This is a genomic window from Streptomyces humi (genome assembly GCF_001005085.2).
In the GTDB taxonomy this organism is placed as follows: Bacteria; Actinomycetota; Actinomycetes; order Streptomycetales; family Streptomycetaceae; genus Streptomyces; species Streptomyces humi.
Genome location: NZ_LBMU02000024.1, coordinates 1 through 21,773 on the forward strand (window position 1 = coordinate 1; position 21,773 = coordinate 21,773).

At 68.7% G+C, this 21,773-nt stretch carries 23 protein-coding genes and 1 pseudogene; 13 read left to right on the top strand and 11 right to left on the bottom strand.

The window, feature by feature from the left end:
* Nucleotides 1–496 (top strand): LutC/YkgG family protein (locus AAW13_RS11070; RefSeq protein WP_071659506.1); only part of this gene is annotated, 496 nt, incomplete at its 5' end.
* Between the two features lie 33 nt (nt 497–529).
* On the opposite strand, the gene rhaS is transcribed toward AAW13_RS11070, so the two are convergent.
* Nucleotides 530–1,618, bottom strand: coding sequence for a rhamnose ABC transporter substrate-binding protein (rhaS, locus tag AAW13_RS11075; RefSeq protein ID WP_420855453.1), 1,089 nt, complete (start codon nt 1,616–1,618; stop codon nt 530–532).
* 815 nt (nt 1,619–2,433) lie between these two features.
* On the opposite strand from rhaS, the gene AAW13_RS11080 reads away from it, so the two are divergent.
* The 3 genes and pseudogenes from AAW13_RS11080 to AAW13_RS11090 form a co-directional block, all read left to right on the top strand.
* The gene (locus AAW13_RS11080) at nt 2,434–3,003 is read left to right on the top strand and encodes a hypothetical protein (RefSeq protein ID WP_143144993.1); all 570 of its coding nucleotides are present in this window, start codon (nt 2,434–2,436) and stop codon (nt 3,001–3,003) included.
* 13 nt (nt 3,004–3,016) lie between these two features.
* Complete coding sequence (locus tag AAW13_RS11085; RefSeq protein WP_046733728.1) at nt 3,017–3,361, top strand: helix-turn-helix domain-containing protein; 345 nt, start codon at nt 3,017–3,019, stop codon at nt 3,359–3,361.
* Nucleotides 3,362–3,811: 450 nt separating this feature from the next.
* Nucleotides 3,812–4,663: pseudogene (locus AAW13_RS11090) on the top strand (MmyB family transcriptional regulator); the annotation flags it as partial.
* Between the two features lie 98 nt (nt 4,664–4,761).
* On the opposite strand, the gene AAW13_RS11095 reads toward AAW13_RS11090, so the two are convergent.
* From AAW13_RS11095 to AAW13_RS11110, 4 genes are all read right to left on the bottom strand, one after another.
* Nucleotides 4,762–5,391: a TetR/AcrR family transcriptional regulator gene (locus tag AAW13_RS11095; RefSeq protein ID WP_206306190.1), complete on the bottom strand. Its 630-nt coding sequence runs from the start codon at nt 5,389–5,391 to the stop codon at nt 4,762–4,764.
* 67 nt (nt 5,392–5,458) lie between these two features.
* Nucleotides 5,459–6,169, bottom strand: coding sequence for an alpha/beta hydrolase (locus AAW13_RS11100; protein ID WP_046733725.1), 711 nt, complete (start codon nt 6,167–6,169; stop codon nt 5,459–5,461).
* Nucleotides 6,170–6,237: 68 nt separating this feature from the next.
* Nucleotides 6,238–7,173 carry an SDR family NAD(P)-dependent oxidoreductase gene (locus AAW13_RS11105; RefSeq protein ID WP_046733724.1) on the bottom strand — a complete coding sequence of 312 codons (936 nt, stop codon included), beginning with the start codon at nt 7,171–7,173 and terminating at the stop codon, nt 6,238–6,240.
* 276 nt (nt 7,174–7,449) lie between these two features.
* A complete protein-coding gene (locus AAW13_RS11110; RefSeq protein ID WP_206306191.1) occupies nt 7,450–7,779 on the bottom strand; it encodes a hypothetical protein in 330 nt (109 codons plus the stop codon).
* A 239-nt stretch (nt 7,780–8,018) separates the two neighbouring features.
* Between AAW13_RS11110 and AAW13_RS11115 the strand changes: the two genes are divergently transcribed.
* Together AAW13_RS11115 and AAW13_RS11120 are read left to right on the top strand one after the other, a co-directional pair.
* Nucleotides 8,019–8,258 carry a hypothetical protein gene (locus AAW13_RS11115; protein ID WP_046733723.1) on the top strand — a complete coding sequence of 80 codons (240 nt, stop codon included), beginning with the start codon at nt 8,019–8,021 and terminating at the stop codon, nt 8,256–8,258.
* Entirely contained in the window at nt 8,258–8,635 is a 378-nt protein-coding gene (locus AAW13_RS11120; protein ID WP_046733722.1) for a hypothetical protein, read from the top strand. Before AAW13_RS11115 ends, AAW13_RS11120 begins: the two co-directional genes overlap by 1 nt.
* 525 nt (nt 8,636–9,160) lie before the next feature.
* On the opposite strand, the gene AAW13_RS11125 is transcribed toward AAW13_RS11120, so the two are convergent.
* Complete coding sequence (locus tag AAW13_RS11125) at nt 9,161–11,515, bottom strand: MMPL family transporter (RefSeq protein WP_046733721.1); 2,355 nt, start codon at nt 11,513–11,515, stop codon at nt 9,161–9,163.
* 154 nt (nt 11,516–11,669) lie between these two features.
* Here AAW13_RS11125 and AAW13_RS11130 point away from each other — a divergent pair, with 154 nt between their 5' ends.
* Nucleotides 11,670–12,320 carry a TetR/AcrR family transcriptional regulator gene (locus AAW13_RS11130; RefSeq protein WP_046733720.1) on the top strand — a complete coding sequence of 217 codons (651 nt, stop codon included), beginning with the start codon at nt 11,670–11,672 and terminating at the stop codon, nt 12,318–12,320.
* 49 nt (nt 12,321–12,369) lie between these two features.
* Here AAW13_RS11130 and AAW13_RS46355 read toward each other — a convergent pair whose 3' ends face one another.
* Entirely contained in the window at nt 12,370–12,720 is a 351-nt protein-coding gene (locus AAW13_RS46355; RefSeq protein ID WP_071659507.1) for a PaaI family thioesterase, read from the bottom strand.
* 596 nt (nt 12,721–13,316) lie between these two features.
* Nucleotides 13,317–13,772 (bottom strand): GNAT family N-acetyltransferase, encoded by a 456-nt coding sequence (locus AAW13_RS11145; RefSeq protein ID WP_046733733.1) that lies wholly within the window; start codon nt 13,770–13,772, stop codon nt 13,317–13,319.
* A 1,033-nt stretch (nt 13,773–14,805) separates the two neighbouring features.
* Here AAW13_RS11145 and AAW13_RS11155 point away from each other — a divergent pair.
* On the top strand, nt 14,806–15,759 hold the full coding sequence (locus AAW13_RS11155) for a nuclear transport factor 2 family protein (protein WP_046733718.1): 954 nt from the start codon (nt 14,806–14,808) through the stop codon (nt 15,757–15,759).
* Between the two features lie 149 nt (nt 15,760–15,908).
* Here AAW13_RS11155 and AAW13_RS11160 read toward each other — a convergent pair whose 3' ends face one another.
* Both AAW13_RS11160 and AAW13_RS45860 read right to left on the bottom strand, forming a co-directional pair.
* Nucleotides 15,909–16,346: a MarR family winged helix-turn-helix transcriptional regulator gene (locus AAW13_RS11160; protein WP_046733717.1), complete on the bottom strand. Its 438-nt coding sequence runs from the start codon at nt 16,344–16,346 to the stop codon at nt 15,909–15,911.
* Between the two features lie 98 nt (nt 16,347–16,444).
* Nucleotides 16,445–16,606: a hypothetical protein gene (locus tag AAW13_RS45860; RefSeq protein ID WP_167391702.1), complete on the bottom strand. Its 162-nt coding sequence runs from the start codon at nt 16,604–16,606 to the stop codon at nt 16,445–16,447.
* A gap of 87 nt (nt 16,607–16,693) precedes the next feature.
* On the opposite strand from AAW13_RS45860, the gene AAW13_RS11165 reads away from it, so the two are divergent.
* The 4 genes from AAW13_RS11165 (at nt 16,694) to AAW13_RS11180 (ending at nt 19,564) form a co-directional block, all read left to right on the top strand.
* Nucleotides 16,694–17,500 carry an MBL fold metallo-hydrolase gene (locus tag AAW13_RS11165; RefSeq protein WP_046733716.1) on the top strand — a complete coding sequence of 269 codons (807 nt, stop codon included), beginning with the start codon at nt 16,694–16,696 and terminating at the stop codon, nt 17,498–17,500.
* A gap of 2 nt (nt 17,501–17,502) precedes the next feature.
* Nucleotides 17,503–17,913: a nuclear transport factor 2 family protein gene (locus AAW13_RS11170; protein WP_079178776.1), complete on the top strand. Its 411-nt coding sequence runs from the start codon at nt 17,503–17,505 to the stop codon at nt 17,911–17,913.
* A gap of 35 nt (nt 17,914–17,948) precedes the next feature.
* Nucleotides 17,949–18,329 carry a nuclear transport factor 2 family protein gene (locus AAW13_RS11175; protein ID WP_046733714.1) on the top strand — a complete coding sequence of 127 codons (381 nt, stop codon included), beginning with the start codon at nt 17,949–17,951 and terminating at the stop codon, nt 18,327–18,329.
* A gap of 83 nt (nt 18,330–18,412) precedes the next feature.
* Nucleotides 18,413–19,564 carry an ABC transporter substrate-binding protein gene (locus tag AAW13_RS11180; protein ID WP_046733713.1) on the top strand — a complete coding sequence of 384 codons (1,152 nt, stop codon included), beginning with the start codon at nt 18,413–18,415 and terminating at the stop codon, nt 19,562–19,564.
* A 153-nt stretch (nt 19,565–19,717) separates the two neighbouring features.
* Here AAW13_RS11180 and AAW13_RS11185 read toward each other — a convergent pair whose 3' ends face one another.
* Nucleotides 19,718–20,431: an alpha/beta fold hydrolase gene (locus AAW13_RS11185; protein ID WP_046733712.1), complete on the bottom strand. Its 714-nt coding sequence runs from the start codon at nt 20,429–20,431 to the stop codon at nt 19,718–19,720.
* Between the two features lie 107 nt (nt 20,432–20,538).
* Here AAW13_RS11185 and AAW13_RS11190 point away from each other — a divergent pair, with 107 nt between their 5' ends.
* Nucleotides 20,539–21,549 (top strand): aldo/keto reductase, encoded by a 1,011-nt coding sequence (locus AAW13_RS11190; RefSeq protein WP_046733711.1) that lies wholly within the window; start codon nt 20,539–20,541, stop codon nt 21,547–21,549.
* Nucleotides 21,550–21,773 lie beyond the last annotated feature (224 nt).

Sequence of the window (21,773 nt, forward strand, 5' to 3'; positions counted from 1 at the left end):
CGCCGACTACCGGGCGCTCGTGCACCGCTGCGCCGAGGACGAACTCGCGACGCTGATCGGCCGGTTGATCGACGAGCACGGGTCGGCCTCGGTGGTCGTGCCGGCGGGACTGGACCCCAGGTGGCTCACGGCGACGAGCGCGGAACGGATTCCGGACACCGCCGGGAGCACTCCGTACGACCTCGACCGGGTCGGCAGCGTCGTCACCGGCTGCGCGGTGGCGATCGCCGAGACCGGCACCATCGTCCTGGACGGCGGCCCCGACCAGGGCCGCCGCCGCATCACCCTCGTCCCCGACCATCACATCTGCGTCGTACGCATCCCCGACCAGGTCGTCTCCTCCGTGCCCCAGGCCCTCGAACGCCTCGACCCGGCACGCCCGTTGACCTGGATCTCCGGCCCATCGGCCACCAGCGACATCGAACTCGACCGGGTCGAGGGGGTGCACGGCCCGCGCACCCTGGAGGTGCTGCTCGTCGCCGGAGGCCGGCCGTGACCCGGTGACCCACGTGTGCCTGACTAGGTGTCGTCAGAAGTTGTACTGGTCGATGTTCTTGATGGTGAACACGGTGGGTTCGCCCAGGTTGACGACACCGTTCGTCTTGAGGGTGACGAACTCACCACCCGTGGCCCGGAAAGCCTGTCCCTCCCTGCCGGTGATCTTCTTGGAGACGAGGGACGCCGCAGTCCAGGCCGCGAGCTTTCCGAGCTCGGTGGGGTCCCAGAGCTCGACGCTCTGAACGGTGCCGTCCTTGACATACGGCCGCATGTCATTGGGCGTGCCCAGGCCCGTCAGTCTGACCTTGCCCTTGTACGGCGATCCGGACAGGTACCGGGCGGCCGCCTTGACGCCGATGGTGGTCGGAGAAATGATCCCCTTGAGGTTCGGGTACTGCTTCAGCAGGCTGCCCGTGAGCTGATAGGACTCGTTGTCCTTGTCGTCACCGTAGGCGACGGTGACCAGATTGATGTGCGTATAGCGCGGATCGGTCGCGAGGTCTTCCTTCATGGACTTGATCCAGGTGTTCTGGTTCGTCGCGTTCCTGGAAGCAGAGAGAATCGCGATGTCGCCCTTGTAGTCGATCTGCTCCGCGAGGGACTGGACCAGCTTGAAGGTCAGTTCGTCCGTGTCGGCGGGGGAGACGAAGACGTTGCGGCACTCCGGGCGCGTGTCGGAGTCGTAGGTGATCACCGCGATGCCCTTGTCCATCGCCCGCTTGAGCGCGCTGCACAGGGCTTCGGGGTCCTGTGCGGAGACCGCTATCGCGTCGACGCCCTCATTGGTGAGCTGGTCGATGTACTCAGCCTGTCCGGAGGTGTCGGTACTGTCCGTGGTACCCACCTCCTTGAACGTCGACGCGAGCTTTTCCACGACGCCCTTGCCGCCTTTGCTCGCGGCTTCCAGGTAGAGATTGCCGCCCAACTGCTTGGGGACGAAGGCGATGGTCATTCCCTTCTTCATATGGTTGAGCGGATAGGCTCTCTCCGCCGTCGTGGGATTTGTCGGCTCGCTGCTCCCGGCATCGTCATTCGAACTGCCACACGCGGTGGCGAGGAGCGTGAGCGGGACAACGACAGCGAGCGCCGTTCCGGCACGGCGTGACATGGCCTTGTACAAAACTCTCGTCTTTCCGTGGCCGAGGGTTCGTAAAACCACTCGGAAAAACAGCATGAGGTTGTGCAGGTCGGGGCGCTCACCTGGCGTGTGCGTCAGCGGGAGTTGCCGATGCGATCAGGCATGCGTGACCGTCGACGGTCGGTGACCGAAGGTCGTTCGGGTCCGACAGGAGAACTACGACGGCTCGATCCCGCCCCGGGTGAACCGCTCGCGGGGGACGTTTTGAATGCTTTCAACCTGCATGCATCGGGACCTTAAGGGCTTGCTTATGACCCGTCAACCACCATGCAGGAAACGTTTCTCCGTCTACCCTTGCCCGTCCTTCAGGACATGAATCGATTCATACGCTCACGTGTGGCCGCACGGTTGCCGACGTGGCCGCCACGGCGTCGGCCGGTTCTCCCCCGCCCGCCTGTGGTTCCCGGTGCCTCGCTGGTGCCGGTTCCGGCCGGCCGCCACCCCGGCCCGAGGGGGTCGCGCCGGGACGCGGGAGTCCGGCGTATGGCGCGACTTCGCCTCAGCGCCGCGAGCGCATTCGAGGGCGGTTGAAACATTCAATTCCCCTCGACTTCGCGGAGACTTGACCAGGACGCGGAAGGATCCTATTGTCGTCGCTCATGCCGGAGAAAGCATTCAGGGACTTCGAATCAATGCGCTTGAATCGATTCAAAATAATTACCGCACAGTAGTGATGGTGATCGGGGCGAGGAGCCGCCCCCTTACCGGGCCGCGCGCTCTGACGCACTCCTCGCCGAAGTGACGGCCCGGAACTCCGCGGGTGAGCCGATCCCGTGGGTGCCTTAAGCTGCCGAGCCATGGATGCGGGACTTGCGGCGCTGCTCGGCGCGGCCGTTGGAGCCCTCGGCACCGGCGGTGCCGCCCTGGTTTCCGGGGTCCTGGGCCGTGGGCAGGCCCGGATGCAGCTTCGCGCGGAGCACGCACGGTTGCTGCGCGAACCGCGACGCTCCGCGTATGTGGCGTTCGTGGAGTGCTTCCAGGAGGTGCACGCCCTGCATTCCGAGGCCGCCAGGTCCGCCGCTGCCGCGATGGAGGCAGCGGAGCCGGAGCGGGCCACGCTCCTGAGCGACGCCGACACCGCCTACGCGCGGGCCGGTGAACGACTGCACGGTCGGCTCAGACAGCTTCAGTCGGCCGTGGCTGTCGAGGGACCGCCCGGCGTCACGACCGCGGCGCTGGACGCGGAGGACGCCCTGTACGCCTCGCGCACCGAGCTGTACCGCTGGCTCCGCCAACTGGAGCGAGCGGCCCCCGCGGAGGAACGCGAACGCGCCGCGGACGACGCGCTGCTGGCCGTGCACCAGCCGTTGACGCGGTTCTTGAACGCGGCGTCCACCGCACTGTCGCATGATGGTCTGAGCCCGTAGTGACGACGCGCTCATGCGTCTCGAGAGGGGAAGCGACGCGATGGCCGAGCAGCCCGGCAGCACAGGGGGAACAGAGGGCAGGGTCCCGCCGCCGGCCCGCCCGGCGGGCGACACCGCGCACCCCCGGTTGTCCCTTCTGGACGTGGAAATGCTCCGTTCGATGGCGCAGGGCATGCCCCTCGACGAGATCTCGCAACAGGTGGGCGTCTCGAGACTCAGCCTCGTCCGGCGGGTCGAGCGGCTGATGGCACTTCTGGGCGTCCGCGACCGTGCGGAGCTGGTGGCGAAGGCGGAGCGGGAGAACCTGATCCAGGGCTCGGCCGCGTCGGCCACGGACGACGGCATCCGCGGTTCCTGACCCGGGTCGCGGTACGCCGTTCACGTCCGGCGTCGGGACCGCCGGGACACCCCGCGCAGATGGGCTATGATGGATCTTGAGCTGGTCGCCGAACTCCGGTGTGCCGGCCACGCGTTGGTGGTCCAAGGAAAGACGCCCCGCTTCCTGCGGGGAAATGCAGGTGCAAGGCCTGCCCGGCGCTCGATCACGGGTCCGTCCGCACACCGCGGGCGGACCCGTTCCGTTGACGCACCCCCCGGGGACCGCCGTCGCCACCGCCAGGCCCACGATCAAGGCGCCGGGGCGCGGGACGGTCAGCGGCCGCTCCACGCGCGCAGCTGACGACCGATCGGGCCTACGTCCTTGCACCGGAAGCCGCGTCCCGGACCAGGGTGACCTCCTCCGGCGGGTGGCCGAGGCGAACGCCGTTCGGCGCCGGGCAGGCCTCGGCGCAGTGCCGGCTCGAACACGAGGTACTCCGAACTCGGCGGCTTCCTGCGTTCGCGACGCGAGCGGATCCGGCCCGAGGAGGTCGGGTTCGCGCCCGGCCCGCGGCGCCGCGTCCCCGGTCTGCGCCGCGACGAGGTCGCCGTTCTGGCCGGCGCCTCGGTGGAGTACTGCACCGAGTTCGAGCGCGGTGCCGGCTCGCAGCCCTCCGACCAGATGCTCGCCGCACTCGCCCGCGCCCTGCGCCTCAGCCGCGACGAACGCGCCCGCCTCTACCGGTTGGCGAACCGCCCGATCCCGCGGCAGGGCGGGACGGCGTCCCACGTCCACCCCGCGATGCTCGACCTGCTGACACGCATCGACGGGACCCCGGCGATGGTGAGCACCGACCTGCACACCGTTCTGGTCCAGAACCCGCTCGCCGTCGCGATGCTCGGCGACCTGTCCACGCACCACGGGCGCGCGGCGAGCTTCATCTACCGGTGGTTCACCGATCCGGCCTCGCGGCAGATCTACCCGCAGGAGGACCTCGCCCCGCAGTCACGCTCGTTCGTCGCCGACCTGCGCGCGGCGGTCGGGCGACGCGGCCCGGGCGACGCCGAGGCCACCAGGCTGGTGGACGAACTGCCGCAACGGTCGCCGGAGTTCCAGGCGCTCTGGGCCGACCAGGACGTGGAGGTGCGCAGAGACGAGCGCAAGCGGATCGTCCACCCCACCGTCGGCATGCTCGACCTCAACTGCCTCAGCCTCTTCAGCGAGGACGGCCGCCAGCGGTTGCTCTTGTTCACCCCACGCGCCGGGACCGACACCGCAGAGAAGCTCGCGCTGCTGACCGTCATGGGAACACAGACGATGCGGAGCGAACCAGCCCGATGAACCGATCGAGGAGGTGACGCCGCCCGGTCCGCAGGCAGATGCCGACGGTGCCACGTCCAGCCGAACCGGTGAACCCGGCCGCCGACGGAGATGTTCCTTCAGCCCACGGGACGACGGTAGGCACCGTGCCACCAGATCTGGGCGAGCTCGTGGGCGAAGACCTCGTCGCCGCCGCCGTCGTCGACCGCGATGTGACGGGCGATCGCCTGGGAGCCGCCCCAGACGATGACGCGGCTGGCAACGGTCGCGTCGACAGCCGCGGGAGTCGAGCCGTCAGCCTGCTGCGCGTGCAGGGTCCGCAGTACGTGTTCGTCGAACCCCTCCAGGTCGGCGGTGTAGAAGTCGTTCATGGAGGTGTCGTAGGACGCCGCTTCACGGACCGCGGTGAGCAGGTACTGGTGGGCGCGGTGGATGATGATCACTTGCGCGAAGAACCGGGCCAGTCGGTCGGCTCCGTCGTCCCCCGCCGGGTCCCAGTGCCGCGCCAGTTCCAGCAGCGAATCCCTCAGGTCGTCGGTGAGCCGTACCAGCACGTCGGACTTGCTGCGGAAGTGGGCGTAGAAGGTGGCCCGGGACACGCCCGCCTCCTCGAGCAGCCGCTGGACAGTGATCTCGGAGAAGACCGCTCCGGAATCCAGCAGCCTCTTCAACGCGCTCGTCACCAGGGCCCGGGTCGCGGCGGAGCGCGCGGCATGGTGGTCCGATTGACGTCTGGTCACAGGTCTCATCAGGCGCTTTCCGATTCCTCGTGCCGGGAGTCGCCGCTCCTCGGTGTGCCGACGGCTGCTCGCGCCCTCACTTCGCGTCGCGCGCGATCCCGGCGAGGAGATCGGCCAGTTCGTCGGGCATGGAGAGCAGGGGGGTATGGCCGCTGGGCAAGTGGTGGACGGTTCCGGTGCGTTCGGCGAAGGGCTTCTGGTACTCCGGGGGGAGACTCCTGTCGTCGTCGCAGAGGACGTAGCTGGAAGGGATGCTCCGCCACGCGGCGCGGTCCACCGGCTCGGCGAAGGAAAGCGCGCTCTGCGGTTGCAGGCGCGCCAGAGCCGCGTCCCTCTTGTCCTCGTCCACGTCGTTGTAGAGCGTCGTCGCCGGTTCCTCCCTGACCGGAATGACGCCCCGCACTTCGTCGAGGTCCGGCTGATCTCCGCCGAAGCATGTCATCAGGCTCTCTCCCTCATCCAGAGCGAAGCCGGCGACGTAGACGATGTGGGCGACGTTCGCGGCTCCATGGGCTGCCTGGGTGAGCGGAGCTCCGCCGTAGGAGTGCCCGACGACCACCACGGGTGCCTCGACGGCGTCGATCTTCTCGCGGATCACCCGGGCGTCGTCGAACAGGCCGGGGAGCTTCCCGTCGGCATCCTCGGGTACGACGCTGGGCAGATCGACGGTGTGGCTGGTCCAGCCCCGCCGGTCGAGAGCGTCCTGGAGCTCGCGCCAGCACCACGATCCGTGCCATGCGCCGTGCACGAGGAGGAACTGGGGGGCCGTGTGCGTGCGGTCGTTCATTGCGTTCCCTCGCATGGGGTGTGCGGCCTCGCGGGGTGATCCCGCGTCGTCGGGGGAGTCGTGCGGGGTCAGTGCGTGAAGGGCGACGCGTAGTCCCACAGCCGGTCGGCGAGGACGGGATCGACCGACCACCTGGCGACGCCGGCCATGACGTCGGGACCGCCGTCGACGACCTCCGCCTCCTGGTTGTCCTCGAAGTACCGTCCGGTGACGCCGTCGACGAGCGGTGAGGCGGCCAGCAGCACCGTGGTGGCGGCACCCTGGGCCGGCGTCTTGTAGTGGTCGGGGGTGAGGAGGTTGCCGTCCGTGTCCATGGCACCGAGCGCCTGCATGGTGGCCCGGTCGAGATGGCGCGTGAGGTTGGTGTGAATCCAGCCCGGTGCGCAGGCGTTGGCGGTGATGCCGTCCTCGGCCCAGTGGCGGCTGATCCCCACGGCGAGGAGTACGTCGGCGGTCTTCGACCGCGCGTAGGCCAGGAACGGGTCGTAGGGGTGCCGCTCGAACTGCGGGTCGTCGAAGTCGAACCCGGCGCGCAGCTGGGCACCGGAGCTGACCACGACGACGCGAGGCCGCTCGGCGGCCCTCAGGGCGGGGCGCAGGCCGGTGGCGAGGGCGAAGTGGCCGAGGTAGTTGGTGGCGAGCTGGAGCTCCCACCCCCGCGCGTCGACCTGCCGGGTCGGGAGCATCATGACGCCCGCGTTGGCGACGAGAGCGTCGACCGGCCCGTCCCAGTCGGCGCAGAAGGAACGGACGGATCCCGGGTCGGAGAGGTCGAGGGCGACGGCCCGGGTCCGCGGGAGTTCCGCGACCAGGTGCCGGGCGGCGGCGGGGTTGCGGGTGGCGATCGTCACGTCCGCGCCGGCGCCGGCGAGCGCCCGTACCGTCTCCGTGCCGAGGCCTGAGGCCCCGCCGGTGACGATCATGCGCCGTCCGCTCAGGTCGATTCCGTCAAGTACCTCCTCCGCGGTGGCGCGCATTCCGAACCGGGTGGCGGTGAGTTTCATACGTGTCATGCCTTCGGAGGAGGGGATGTCTTCACGGCCGACATGTTCGACACATGTCGAAGCCTCGCGGGCAACCATACAACGTGTTCATACATGGTGTGCGGCACGGAAGCGCCGAACGCAACGTGTTCGAAGCCGCGCGACGCCTTGAGCGGTACTCCCGCTCCGCGCCTCAGTACCGCCTGCCACGTCCTGCGTCACAGCAGGCAGGACACACATCCGCAGGTTCCGCCAGGTCGCCACCGCACCCGGGACTGCCGCGTGTGTGGCCGGAGGTCACCGCCGGGTGGGTCGGGGGTCTCGGGGGTCTTCGACGCAGGTGCAGTTCCGTAGTGCCGCGAGCACCATCTCCGCGTAGCGGCGCCATGTCACCGGGTCGCGTTCCGCCAGCCTCACCAATTGCAGGGCGGTACCGCACAGGACGACCCGCAGATCCAGCCGTGTCACGTCCTCGCGCAGTTGCCCGGCCTCCCGTGCCCTCTCCGTCACGCTCACCAGCTTCTCCAGGACGGACGCGGCGGCAGGGGAGGCGGCGTCCGCGAGCCGCTCGGCGAGCAGACGGTCGTGCCCGAGCGAACTCGACATCTGCACCGGTCCGTCGCGCATGTGTCTTGATGTGTCGGTGTCGGTGTCGGTGTCGCCGTAGGCAGCGCACCGAACCTCGGCGACCGGCTCTACCGCACCTCGCGGCCTCACCCGCACCACCGACGGTGCTCGCGGGCGACACCGCCGAGATCCAAACCGCTCTCTCCAAGGGCGACCGAGGAGACGGACCCAGGAGGCGGACCCAGGAGGCTGCCGCGCAGCCCTCCCCGGCTACCGGTAACGCCTGTTACCATTCGGGTATGGCGAAGACACAACTGGGCGCGCGTGTGGACGAGGACGTCGCGGAACTCGCGCGGAAGCGCGCCGCCGACCTGGGACTGAGCATCGGCGACTACCTCGCCCGGCTGGTCCAGGACGACACCAGCGGCCTGCGCGCCCGCGCGGTGGACGCGGCTGCCCGCTTCCTCGCCGAACACCAGAGTGTCTTCGACGACGCCGAACAGGCCCAGCAGGCGCCACGAGGAGCGCGCGCGGCCTGATGGACCTGCACATCGACGTTCCCTGGATCCTGCAAGTCGCCGAGGTCGCCGGAGCCGATGACCCGGCCCCCGACGACTACGGGGTCCCCGTCGCGGCCGTCGCCCGCCACCGGGCCGACCTCTTCGAGCAGCCCGTCTACGACGGCCCCTACGCCAAAGCGGCCGCGCTGGTGCACACGCTGGGCCGGTGCCGGTGGCTGGAGCGCTCCAACCTCGCCGTCGCCGCAGCCACCGGCGTCATGTACCTGGAAGCCGCCGGCATCGGAGTCAAACCCGCGCGCGAGGACGCCGTAGCCCTCAAGGATCTGCTCCTCGATCCCACCTGCACAGCCGCGAAGATCGCCACATTGCTGCGCAGCTGGCCCACCACCACCTGACCCCCGCACACCCGGCATCCCAGGCGCCCCTCATCCACAGCAGGCCAGCCGTAGATCGTCATCTGGCTGTGGCTGTGGCTGTGGCTGTGGCTGTGGCTGTGGACTTGCGTCATCGCGCTCAGCTGGCCGCCCCGGTCACCCTCCGCCCATGGAGCAGGACCCCTTTTCATTCATGCGCCCCGCACCGAGCGGCGGGCCCGGCCCACGGCCGACATCCGCGAACTGCATGCGGCCGGAGCCCTGCGCAGGAGTTGGACTCGGCCTGTCTGACCGTCATGCTGATGGCGGCGGCGATGGCTCCTGGCACCTTTCCGCACGTCATCGCGGGCGCGGGGCAGCCCCGCAGTCCCTGGAGTTCATCGAGGGGTTCGCCGACCAAGTCGCCTTCCTGGTCCGCCGGCTCGGATTCGGTACCGACAGGGCGGCCGACCCGGTCGGATCGCCCCGCCGGCTGCCGCAGGGTTGCGTCGTGGCCGCTGTTCGCTCGGTGGGCCCGAAGGCCGAGCGAACAGCGGCCATCATCGGTCAGTTGACGGGTTCTGTCGTATGTGTCTTCCCGCGCGGCTGCTCGGCGACGGGCCGGGGCAGCGGGATCTTCTGCGCGAGCTTGTCGCCCTCGACGTCGAGGTCGGGTAGCAGGCGATTGAGCCAGCCGGGGATCCACCAGGCCCTCTCTCGGGCGAGTGCCATGGTGGCCGGGATGAGCGTCATCCGGATGAGGAAGGCGTCGACGAGGATGCCTGCGGCGAGTGCGAAGCCGGCCTGTTTGATCATGGGCTGGGCGTTGAAGACGAACCCGGCGAAGACCGAGACCATGATGGTGGCCGCTGCCACGATGACGGAACTGGCGCGTACGAAACCGGTGACGGTGGCGTCCAGAGCGGTCTCTCCGTGGATGTGTGCCTCACGCATGGAGGTCACCAGGAACATCTGGTAGTCCATGGCGAGTCCGTAGAGGACACCGGTGATGATGATGGGCAGCAGACTCACGACCGGGGCGGTGGCGTCGATGCCGATCAGGCTCTGTAGCCAGCCCCACTGGAAGACGGCCGTGGTGAGGCCGAAGGCGGCGGAGACACTCAGCAGGAATCCCAGGGTGGCCATGACGGGGACGAGGAGGGAGCGGAAGACGAGGAGGAGGACGATCAGGGAGAGGCCGAGCACGACCGCGACGTAGAGGGGGAGGACGTCGGCGAGCCGGTCGGACACGTCGATCGCGAGGGCGGTGAAGCCGGTGATGCCGATGGTGGCGCCGTGCGCCCGTCCGAGCTGCGTGCTTTTGTCGCGTACGGCGGTGACGAGGTCCTTGGTCGCGTCGTCGTTCGGACCGCTGCCGGGAATCAAGGTCAGGATGGCGGTCGTGCCGGTCTTGTTCATCCCCGCGAGGGATACCGAGGTGGCGCCCTTGGTCTCCCGCAGTTCGGAGGTCACCGCGGTGAGGGTCTCGGGCGTGAGGGGCCGTTGGCCGGTGGAGGAGTTGACGGCGACCAGGAGGGGCCCGTTGTACCCGGGGCCGTAGGCCTCGCTGGTCAGCTCGTAGCTGCGGCGCTGTCCCGTGTCGGGGTTGTAGCTGGCGCCGGAGGGCAGGCCCAGGTTCATGCTTGCGGCGGGGACGGCCAGGATCGCGGGTATGAGGATCGCGGCCGTGAGGGCGGCGTGCCGGTGACGGACCAGGCGGGTTCCCCAGCGGGTGGCCCTGTCGTGGTCGGCGGCCGACGTGCGGCGCTGGGCTCGGTGCCGGATCCGGGCGGGACAGATCCGCTCCCTGACCAGCCCGAGCAGGGCGGGCAGCAGGGTCAGGGCGAGCAGTACGGAGATCGCGATGGTCGCGGCGGCCACGATCGCCATGGTGGAGAGCAGGGCGATCCGGATGACCAGGAGCCCGGCGAGAGCGATGATGACGGTGCTGCCGGCGAAGAAGACCGCACTGCCGGCGGTACCGATGGCTCGGGCCGTCGCCTCGTGCGCGTCCAGGTCGTGATCCAGGATCAGCCGGCGCTCCCGGTTGACGATGAAGAGCGCGTAGTCGATGCCGACGGCAAGGCCGAGCATCAGGGCCAGTACCGCGGCGAGGGAGTGGATCTCGAACACGGTGGAGAGGGTGAAGGCGCCGCCGACCCCAACCGTCACGCCGACGAGGGCGATGACCAGAGGCAGGCCCGCGGCCACCACCGAACCCAAGGTGATCAGCAGGACGAGGGCCGCGACGGCCACACCTGCGATCTCACCGACCCCGACGATCTCGGGGATCTCCATCATCGACGCGGACGGCAGGACCTCCAGGCCGCCGCGGGAGGCACGCTGTTCCGCGGCCTTGACGGTGCTGTCGATCGTCCCGGTGGGAAGCTCGTAGGTCTGCTCGTCGAACTGGAACTGCATCAGGGCCGTGGAGCCGTCGGCTGACACGATCACGCCCGGGACGGGCTGCCCGCCTGACTGAAGCGGGACGGGTATGGGGCCCGAGGCCGGCTTGCCGGCTGCCTTCGCCACCGCTGCCTGGGCCCGCAACAGCGGGCCGTCCGCGCCCTTGGCGACTTCCTGGGCCAGGACCTTCCGGGTGTCGATCACGTGGTCGTGGCGGTAGACGGCGTTCACAGCGGCCAGGAGTGCCGTGTGGACCTTCGCGTCGTTGATGCGGGCGCCCTCGGGGGCCTTGAAGAGCAACATGCCCTGGCCGCCGGAGGCTTCCGGCAGGGTCTTGGCTAGATCGTCGATGACCCGCTGGGACGGAGTGCCGTCGATGCGTACCTCGTTGCTGAGCCGTACCGGGTTGACCGCGAGGAGTCCCAGCACGGCCGCCACCACGGCGAGCCAGCCTCCGATGACGTACCAGGGTTTGCCGTAGGCGAACCTGCCCAGCCGATAGAGCAGAACGGACACAGATCTCTCTCCTGTCTGTGGCGACCTGGAACCCACGGCCGCAATGAAGTGAGAGACTACTATCAAACCAGTAGTGGACTATCAATGCGATAGGATGCTATCCGTCAAGGGTGGTCGTCATGAGCTCGGCCGCGGGAACCAGGGAAGAGTCAGGATGGCAATCGCGAATGACCGCGCTCCTCGGCGCAGGGTTGACGCCCGTTCGAGCATCGAACGGATCACCGCTGCGGGGCGTGTCGTGCTGGGCAAGGGCGAAGGTTCGCTGGAGCAGATCGCGGCAGAGGCCGGTGTCGGCATCGCCACGCTCTACCGGCACTTTCCCAACCGGGAGGCCGTGGTCCGGGCAGTCCTGGAGGACATCCTCGAATCGGACTTGTTTCCGCTGGTCGAGCGCGCCGCGGATGCCTCTGACACGCGTCAGGCGTTGCAGGGCATCGCCCTGAGTCTGCTCGACTTGATCACCGAGGAGCGAGGCCTGGTCACCTTCGCCAGCAACTTCGCGGACGTGGCGGTGGACGTCCTCCAGCACTTCAGTGCCTCACTGCATCCGCTCCTGCTGCGCGCGCAGGAAGCGGGTGAGATCCGCTCCGACCTCACCGCCGAGGACATCCCGCACTTCCTCGTCATGGCGGTAGCCGGCCTGGCGCTGCCCAGCGCCGCCCCCTCGATGCGTGCCCGCTTCGTCGCACTGCTCTTCGATTCGCTGAACCCCGCCAATGCGACCCCCCTGCCCCCGCTGCTGGCCGACGAGAACGACCTGCGCGACGCGGTCGGCAACGTCACCAAGGGCGGGCGCCGTTCCTGAAGGCGTGCGGCACGTTCCCACGGCAGTGAGCCCCTAGCCCTTTGCCTCCTCAGGGAGCGGCGTCACTGAGGAAGCGGGACGAACCGTCGATCGGCATGGTGCCGTGGCACTTCGCCGCCATGTTTCCGTTCCTGTCGCGGACGATGATCGTCAGGAAGCCCATGGTCCTGCCGCACCGGTCCACGACCGCTTGGAAGGTGAGGGGCGGGAACGCCGGTCGAAGGAAGTCCGTATTCAGGGGCGCGGTGGCCGGCATCGTTCCGGGGTCCAGTCCGTAGATCAGGGCGATGGCCATGGTGTGGTCGGCACACGCCATGACAAGGCCGCCGTGGACGGCGCCGTTGGGGGAGAAGAGTCCAGGGCGTTCGCACCGCGAAGCTCGGCCGGCCCGTCGCAGCACCAAGGTCCGTCCGTCGCGATCACGACAGATCGTCGTTGCAATGCAATGCGATGCGGCCAGTTCCCACGCACCGCTTCAATCCGGTCGACAACTCCCAACACGCGGTCATAGCAGGCCGCGCTCGCCGAGCGCCTTGCAGCCTGCCCCGACCAGCCCACCACCGCCACCCTCGCACGCTGAGACATGCGTCCGGACCCGCAGCTACGGGGGAAAGCAGCGGGCCCGGACAGCGTCACGATCGCACATCTCCCCCGCGCTCCGCACGATGTTCGGTCCGGGGTGTCAGCTGACGCCGACCCAGGTCTGGGCCGACTCCGCTTAGGCCGGCTAGCTCACCAACTGGTCGGACGACTTCGCGCGGGTGACGCTCAGGACAGTGTCCCGACCTCGCGGGGCCAAAGGCTTCGTCGTCCTGCCCGAGCGCTGAAATATCGAGCGGACGCTGGGATGGATCATGAAAGCGCGGAGCGACGTCCGGGACTACGAACGTCTGCCACAACACTCAAAAGCCCACCTGACCTAGGCACTCATCACGGTCATGACTGGCCAGCTCACACGGCGGAGACCTCACCCCGAATAGGCGAAGAAACAAGACCTCAGCCCGGGATTCCGCGCAGGTACCGGGTGAGGCTCCGGCCCGGAATCGACCCAGAGGGCACACGGCCTACGGGGATACCTCCCATGGCCTCATAGAACGGTTCAGCGTTCGGGTCGGCATCGATGCTGAACCGGGTGAACCCGAGCGCCTGCGCAGTCTCAACCGCATGCGTGAACAGCAGACGGCCGATGCCCTGCCCGATCGCATCCGGATCGACGAACATCATGCCGAGGACGCCCTGCGGTGGCTCACCCTCCAGCGTCGTGAAGCCCACGACGCTGCCGTCGCGTTCCGCAACAGCCGTCCGACGGCTGGTCAGCTCCTGACCAGTGAGCGTGAGTTCCTCGCGACACGCCTCAAGGAACGCCGGGTCATACCCCCAGTGGGCCTTCGAGCGAAGCGCCAAATCAGATAAGAAGGCCGCTTCCTCATCCTGGGCAGGTCGGATCGAGATCGTCACTCAACACCTCCACGGAGCCGTCGTCATCACTCCGGGATTCGAGGGGGTTGCCGCAGCAGTACCAGTGCACGTTGCCCCACTCGTAGTCGTGCCACAGATCCCGCTCGGGTTGGTGGCGTAGTTCTTCCACAGGCCCACAGCTGTGCTGACATTGCCTGGCTGTAGATAGTTGCGGGTGTGCTCGAGGCGGCTGATCTCGGACAGTGCACGCGAAGACAGACCGTCGATGACCGGCCTTGCACCCGTTGTCAGGTGACTGCCGGGGGCACCGGCACGGATCTGTCCTGGCCGTCTACGCGGCATGGACCTTTCGGTTCGTCGTCATGCGGTACATGGTGCCACGGTCTCGAATGGCGTCTCGAACGGATTCGCTCGCATGGGCATTCGCAGGACGTGAGGGCGGCCTTCGCCTGATCATGTGCTCCGACCAAGGTGCACGTCGCCACGACGAAGGCCGTGAGGGTGAGTCTGCTGCCTGATGCTGTCCGAAGGGAGGCGTTCGCGGAAGCGTCACGCTTCCCTACGCTGTTCTGCGGGACGCGGTGAGCCCTTCGTATGCTTCACCCCCCAGGGGTGTCGGGTGTGGCTTTCACGCTTCTGCCGTTTGTGGCTTGCCCGGATTGGCCGGGTGATCGGGGCCGGTTTCGGGTGCTGCCGGTGCTGGTGCGGCCTCGGCCGGTTCAGAGCTCCCACTCGCGCAGAGTGGCCGGTGTTGATGCCTCGGTCGGCGGCGATGCTCCGGTAGGTCGCCCCGGGCGTGGACTCGTACAGGGCCACGGCATCGGCCTTGATCTCGTCCGAGTAGCCCTTCACCGCCATCGGCGGCTCCTCGCTTCCTTCCTCAGAGCGGCGACACTCCAAGCGAGGTCGCGGGGACTCCAGGCGAGAGCGCCGAAGAGGGGTCAAGGAACGCCAACGGGCGGCAAACACGGTTGACATGGATCGCTCCGCGGTGATTATCTGCCGATACAGAGTTTGAAACTTCAAGTTACTCGGTTTCGCACGCATGAGACGTCTGGAGCGCACCATGCCCCCCACCACTCCCACTGCCCCCGCCCGCAGGGCCGTCATCGCCTTCCTCGCCGCCGCCGCGGTCCTGGGCGCGGCCGCCGTACCCGCCGTGGCGGCCCCGCACGGCCCGGCCGCCGGACACGCGGCGCACGGCCATGGCGGCCACGGCGATGCCGCCCGCCTCGGCTACCGGAAGGCCGTCGCCACAGCTGTCGTCAAGGGTGTGTTCGAGCGCGGGGACACCGCGGTCGTCGACCGCTTCGTACGGTCGGACTACCTCCAGCACAACCCGACCGCGGCCGACGGTTCGGCAGGCCTCAAGGCCCTGGCCGCCTCGATACACCAGCAGTTCCCCGACGCCCGGTACGACGTCAAGCGGGCCATCGTCCAGGGCGACCTCGTGCTGCTCCACTCGAACGTGGTGCTGGTCCCGGGCACCAAGGGCTCGTCCGTCATCGACATCTTCCGCTTCCAGGGCGGGAAGCTGGCTGAGCACTGGGACGTGATCCAGGACGTGCCGGACACCACGGCCAGCGGCAACGACATGTTCTCCACGCTGAGTTCACCGCGGGTCTCGCAGCCCCTGGACCACCGGCTCACCCAGGCCAACCAGGCTCTGGTCACCAGGGCCTTCGACGAGCTCATGGTCCACAAGGACCTGACCGCCCTCGACCGCTACTGGGCCCCCGACTACCTCCAGCACAACCCGCAGATGCTGAACGGCGTGGCCGCCGCGAAGGCCGGCCTCGGCGGCTACTTCGCCTCGGCACCGCAACTGACGGTCACTCCGGAGCGGATCATCGCCGAGGGCGACCTGGTGGCCGTCCACAGCCACTACGTCAACTACCCGGGTGACCGGGGCCTGGCGATCCTGGACCTGTTCCGGGTGCGCGACGGCAAGATCGTGGAGCACTGGGACATCACCCAGGCCGTCCCGGAGACCTCGGCCAACGGCAACGGCATGTTCTAGGGGCCTGCCCGACCCGTCAGCCGTCCCCGACCGCCCTGCGGAACGCCGTCCCGCGACGCCCGTCGCTGACGGCATGCCCGCACCCGGCGACGGTCCGAGCCGTCTTGTCAGCCCGCACGACCCGGATGGTCCAGCCGAAGGACAGGCACTTACGCGTTCGCGTCGCGGAGGGTGCGCAGGATGCGCTCGAGGTGGTGGCGGTCCTCGGCCGAGAGCGGTCCGGCGACGTGCTTGCGCAAGTGAGAGACGTGGGCGGTCAGTGCGTGGTCGAGCGCCTGACCGCCCTTGTCGGTCAGTACGGCGAGTGCGGCTCGTCGGTCGGCAGGATCGGGGTCGCGGCGGATGAGCCCGTCCTTCTCCATGCGGTCGGCGAGCCGGGTGAAGCCGCCCGAGCTGAAGGACACGGCTTCTGCCAGGTCCGTCATGCGGAGCTGGTGGCCGGGGGTGCGGCCCAGCCGCAGCAGCACCTCGAACCAGGTGTGCGGTATGTCGAGATCGCGGTTCACCAGGGGCTTGATGCGGCTGTAGGCCTCCACGAAGAGACCGAAGAGTGTCACGTCGTCGTCGTTCAGCAGTTGCTCGTTCACTCCCCAAGGATGACAGAAGGACAAGAGCGGAAGAATCTGCCGTTGCAATATCTGTTGTAGAAGATATATTGTCTGCGTCGGCAGATACTTCGCCGTGTTCACCCCACAGACCGCAACGGCATCTTCGACCCCGCCACCATGCAGCCGCTCGGCCCCGGCAGTTCACGAGCGACCGCGCTGCCCTCGACCGGTACGAGGCCCGCCTCCGCCTCCACCCGATCGACCAGCAGGGCACCCAGGGCTGACCCCCTGCTCGACACGGGCTGCCCACCTCGACCCGGTTCACGTCGTCCACCTCGCCCCGAGGCGATTTCCCCGACCATCACCCTTCACCCGAGGAAGCACGCATGAGCACTCTCTCCTTCAAGGTCCTCGACCTCGACTTCCCGGCCGGCAGCAAGAACAAGACCGCCACCCTCGTCACCGGCGAGAGCGACGCCCTCCTCGTCGACGCCGCGTTCACCCGCGCCGACGGCCACCGCCTGGCCGCCGAGATCCTCGACTCCGGCAAGACGCTCACCACCGTCTTCGTCTCCCACGGCGACCCCGACTTCTACTTCGGCGCCGAAGTGATCGCCGACGCCTTCCCCGACGCGAGGTTCGTCGCCACCCCGATCGTCATCGAGCACATCCAGCACTCCTACGAGGGCAAGCTCAAGGCCTGGGCCGCCCTCGGCGCCAACCTCCCCACCCGCCTGGTCGACCTGGAGCCGCTGACCGGCGAACTCACCCTGGAGGGCCACCTCTTCCAGCTCAAGGGCGGCCCGGCCGGCCTGCCCGACCGCCACTACCTCTGGCAGGCCGAACACCGCGCCCTGCTCGGCGGCGTCCTGCTCTTCCAGCAGGAACACGTCTGGGTCGCCGACACCCCCACCCCCGGCGACCGCGCCACCTGGACCGGCCTCCTCGACGAGATGACCGCACTCGACCCGGAACTCGTCGTCCCCGGCCACCGCCTGCCCGGCACCGCGGCCGACGCCTCCGCCATCACCGCCACCCGCGACTACCTGCTCGCCTTCGAGGAGGAACTGGACAAGGCCGCCGACGGCGCCGCGCTGAACGACGCCCTCGTCAAGCGCTACCCCGACCACGGCATGCTCATCGCCGCCCAGATCGGCTCCAAGGTCGCCAAGGGCGAGATGAAGTGGGGCTGACCATGGGCGAGTTCGCCACCTCCACCGCGCCCGCCGACGTCGTACGCCGCCAGTACCTCGCCTCCGCGGCCGGTGACCTGGCGGCCCTGCGGGCCACCCTCGCCCCCGACGTGGAGTGGACGGAGATGGCCGGCTTCCCGCTGGCCGGCACCTACCGCACCCCCGAGGGCGTCACCGCCGACGTGATGGAACAGCTCGGCAAGGACTGGGACGGCTGGACCGCCCACGACGACACCTACGTCGTCGACGGCGAGAACGTCGTCGTCCTCGCCCGTTACACCGCGACCAACAAGGCCACGGGCCGCCCGATCGACGTCCGCGTCGCCCACCACTTCGTCGTACGGGGCGGACTCATCGTCCGCTTCGAACAGTTCGTCGACACAGCCCTCGTCCGCGAGGCCATGCCCGACTGAGTCGTACCGCACCCACCGCGAGGCAGGAGACAGACATGTCCGCTGCGGACAACAAGGCACTCGTGACCGCCTTCTACGAGCAGGCATTCAACGACTACCAGCCCGAGGCGGCCGCCACCGCACACCTCGGCGAGAACTACACCCAGCACAACCCCGAGGCGCAGGACGGCCCGGGCGCCTTCGTCGGCTATGTGCACTGGCTGCGCGGGCAGTTCCCCGATCTGCGCCTGGACATCAAGCGCGTGATCGCCGAAGGGAACCTGGTGGTCACCCACAGCAACCTGCACCTCAAGCCCGGCGACCGGGGCATGGCCGTCGCCGACTTCTGGCGCGTCGCCGACGGAAAGATCGTCGAGCACTGGGACGTGGTCCAGGAGGTGCCCGAGAAGAGCGCCAACGACAACACCATGTTCTGACCCCGCAGCTGCCGCGGTCCAGCCGCACCACACAGACAACCGAACTGAACAGAACAGAACGGACAGAGAGGCTCACCCCCACCATGACCAGCCTGCCCAGCCGACGCCGCCTGCTCGCCACCGGAGCGGGCGCCGCTCTCGGTCTCGGTGCCGCCGCTGCCTCCGTCACCCCCGCTCAGGCCACCACCGGCCAAGCCTCCGTGGGCCGCGTGGCAACCGGCGGCGCCGAGGAGAAGCGGACTCTTGACGAGCTCTACCAGGCAGCCCTCGCCGAGGGCGGCAAGCTCGTGATCTACGCCGGCGGTGACATCTCCACCCAGGCGGACGGAATCCGCACCGGCTTCAAGAACCGATTCCCGGACATCGACCTGACGGTGGTCGTCGACTACAGCAAGTACCACGACGTCCGCGTCGACAACCAGTTCGCGACCGACACCCTGATACCCGACGTCGTACAGCTCCAGACCGTGCAGGACTTCGTGCGCTGGAAGGAGCAGGGCCGCCTGCTCGCCTACAAGCCGGCCGGTTTCTCCAAGCTCTACGCTCCCTTCAAGGACCCGCACGGCGCGTGGGTCGCCGTCCAGGTCAGCGCCTTCAGCTACATGTACGGTCCCGCCGCGGTCGGCTCCGACATCCCCAGCGGTCCGCTCGACCTGGCCGACGCCCGCTGGAAGGGGAAGATCGCCTCCTCCTACCCGCACGACGACGACGCGGTCCTCTACCTCTACACCCTCTACGTGGCGAAGTACGGCTGGGACTGGCTCGCCCGACTGGCCACCCAGGACATTCAGTTCGCGCGTGGCAGCTACACCCCGAGCGCGGCCGTCACCAGCGGCCAGAAGGCCATCGGCATCGGCGGCTCCGGCGCGCCGCTGTCCACCGGGCCGGTCAAGTGGGTGCTGCCCGAGCAGGCGCCGTTCATGTCCTGGGGCCAGCGGGCCGCGATCCTCAAGCAGGCCAGGAACCCCACCGCCGCCAAGCTCTACCTGAACTGGCGGCTCTCCGTCGAGCAGCAGAAGGCCGCCACCAACGGCTGGTCCGTCCGCACCGACGTCACCCCGCCGACCGGGCTGAAGCCCGTCTGGGAGTACCCCAACGGCAACCTCGACGGCTTCCCCCGCTTCATGGCCGACCGCGCGGCGATCGAGCGCTGGAAGCAGACCTTCGCCCTGTACTTCGGTGAGGTGAAGGGCGACCCCTCACCGGGCTGGCTCGGCCTGCACCCCGGAGCCTGACCACGGCTCGGCCAACTCCTCGATCAGACCGCCGGGATGTCGGGCGAGACGCCGGTGAAGGCAGGACGGGACAAGGCCGCGCGGGCCCACTTCTTGGTCGCACTCGAAGAACCCGCGCGGCCCGCACCGCGCCCCGGCCGGTGATCGCACGGATCATGGTTGGCGGGAAGGACGGATGTTCTCCTCCGCCAGCAGGAACGCCCCGACCACCTCTGTGAACGCCTCCGGCGCCGCGTGATGGATCAGGTGCCCGACCGGGATGGTGACCATGCGTCCGCCGGGGATGCGGCGGGCCAACTCGGCGACGCCGTCCTGAGGCACATGGCTGCGTGGACCGCCGGCCACCACGAGGGTCTGGGCGGTGATCTGGCTGAGTCGCTTCAGCCACCTGGGATCGGGCTGGTCGAGCTGCGGCCTGACGGCCGGCACCATCTCCCAGTCGAAGGTCAGGTCACCGTCCGGCCTGGTCGGAGTATTCGGTTCCCGGGGACGAGGGACCGGCACGTCCTCCAGGACCAGTCGGCTCACCCGCTGCGGATGCTCTTGTGCGAGCAGGTAGGCCACGATCCCGCCCAGGGAGTGCCCGATCAGATCCACGGAGCCCAGTCCCAGCGCCTCCAGGAAGGACAGCACATCGGCCCGCATCAGTTCGAGCGAGTAGTCTCCCGGCCAGTCGCTTCGGCCGTGCCCACGCAGGTCCAGGGCATACACCCGTCGGCTGCGGGCAAGGGCGGGCGCCACCTGCTCCCAGTCGGTGGCGTTCTCGCCCAGCGCGTGGACCAGGACGAGCGGCGGAGCGTCCGGAGGACCCGACACCTGATAGGCCAGCCGGATCCCTCCCACGTCGACCAAGCGGTGATCAATCATGTCCGGAGGATAGGAGACAGGAGGAAGAGCCGGCCGGAGGACCGGCGTTCACCGGCGGCCGAGACGTATTTGCGCTAGAGCGCACTCCAACTCCTAGGTTCGCAAGCATGCGATACAGCAAACTCGGAACGACCGGGCTGGAAGTCTCCGCCATCACCCTCGGCTGTATGAGCTTCGGCGAGCCGGACCGGGGCGGCGAGCCATGGTCGCTGGGCGCGGACGCCGGCCGGGACATCATCAAGCAGGCCCTGGAGAGCGGCGTCAACTTCCTCGACACGGCCAATGGGTACAGCGCCGGAAGCAGCGAGGAGATCGTCGGCCAGGCGGTCAAGGACTTCACCCGGCGCGAGGAGGTCGTTCTCTCCACCAAGGTCTGGATGCGGATGCGCCCCGGTCCGAACGGCGCCGGGCTGTCCCGCAAGGCGATCTTCGCCGAACTCGACGCCTCCCTGAGGCGACTGGGGACCGACTACATCGACCTGTACCAGATCCACCGCTGGGACTACGACACCCCGATCGAGGAAACCCTCGAGGCACTGCACGACGCGGTCAAGTCCGGGAAGGTCCGCTACATCGGAGCCTCTTCCATGTACGCCTGGCAGTTCGCCAAGGCCCTGTACCTGGCTGACCTGAACGGCTGGACCCGGTTCGTGTCGATGCAGGACCACTACAACCTCATCCACCGGGAAGCAGAGCGGGAGATGCTCCCGCTCTGCGTCGACCAGGGCATCGGCGTGATCCCGTGGAGCCCGCTGGCACGGGGCAGGCTGACCCGGACCCGGAACACCGCCACGACGCGTGCCGAGACCGACCCGGGCGGCAAGATCCTCTACCGCGACGGGGACCAGGCAGTAGCCGAGCGCGTCCACGAGATCGCGGGCAAGCGGGGCCTGTCCCCGGCCCAGGTCGCCCTGGCCTGGGTCATGCGCAACCCGGCGGTGACCTCGCCCATCGTCGGGGTCACCAAGCCGGCCCAGCTGTCCGACGCGCTCGCCGCCGTGGACGTCGAACTCGACGAAGACGAGGCCGCCTACCTGGAGGAGCCCTACCAGCCGCACGAGGCCGCCTACCTGGAGGAGTCCTTCTACAAGCAGCAGCCAGCGACGGGCTCCCGCTAGTCCCGGCTAACGCCGCGCCGCCACCGAGTTGTTGACTTCGCCCTTCACCGCTCTGTGGTCTGTGTTCGTTCTCGAACGCGCGGGTCACTCGCTGTCGCAGTTGTCTCAGCGTCCCGTGGCCCCATCTCTGTTGCTCTGTCAGTGCCCGTACGGCGGCGGCCCTGCGTGGATCCGCATGTCCGTCCGCGGGGTGTTCCCGCGTGAGGCGGCCGTCGACCAGCCCC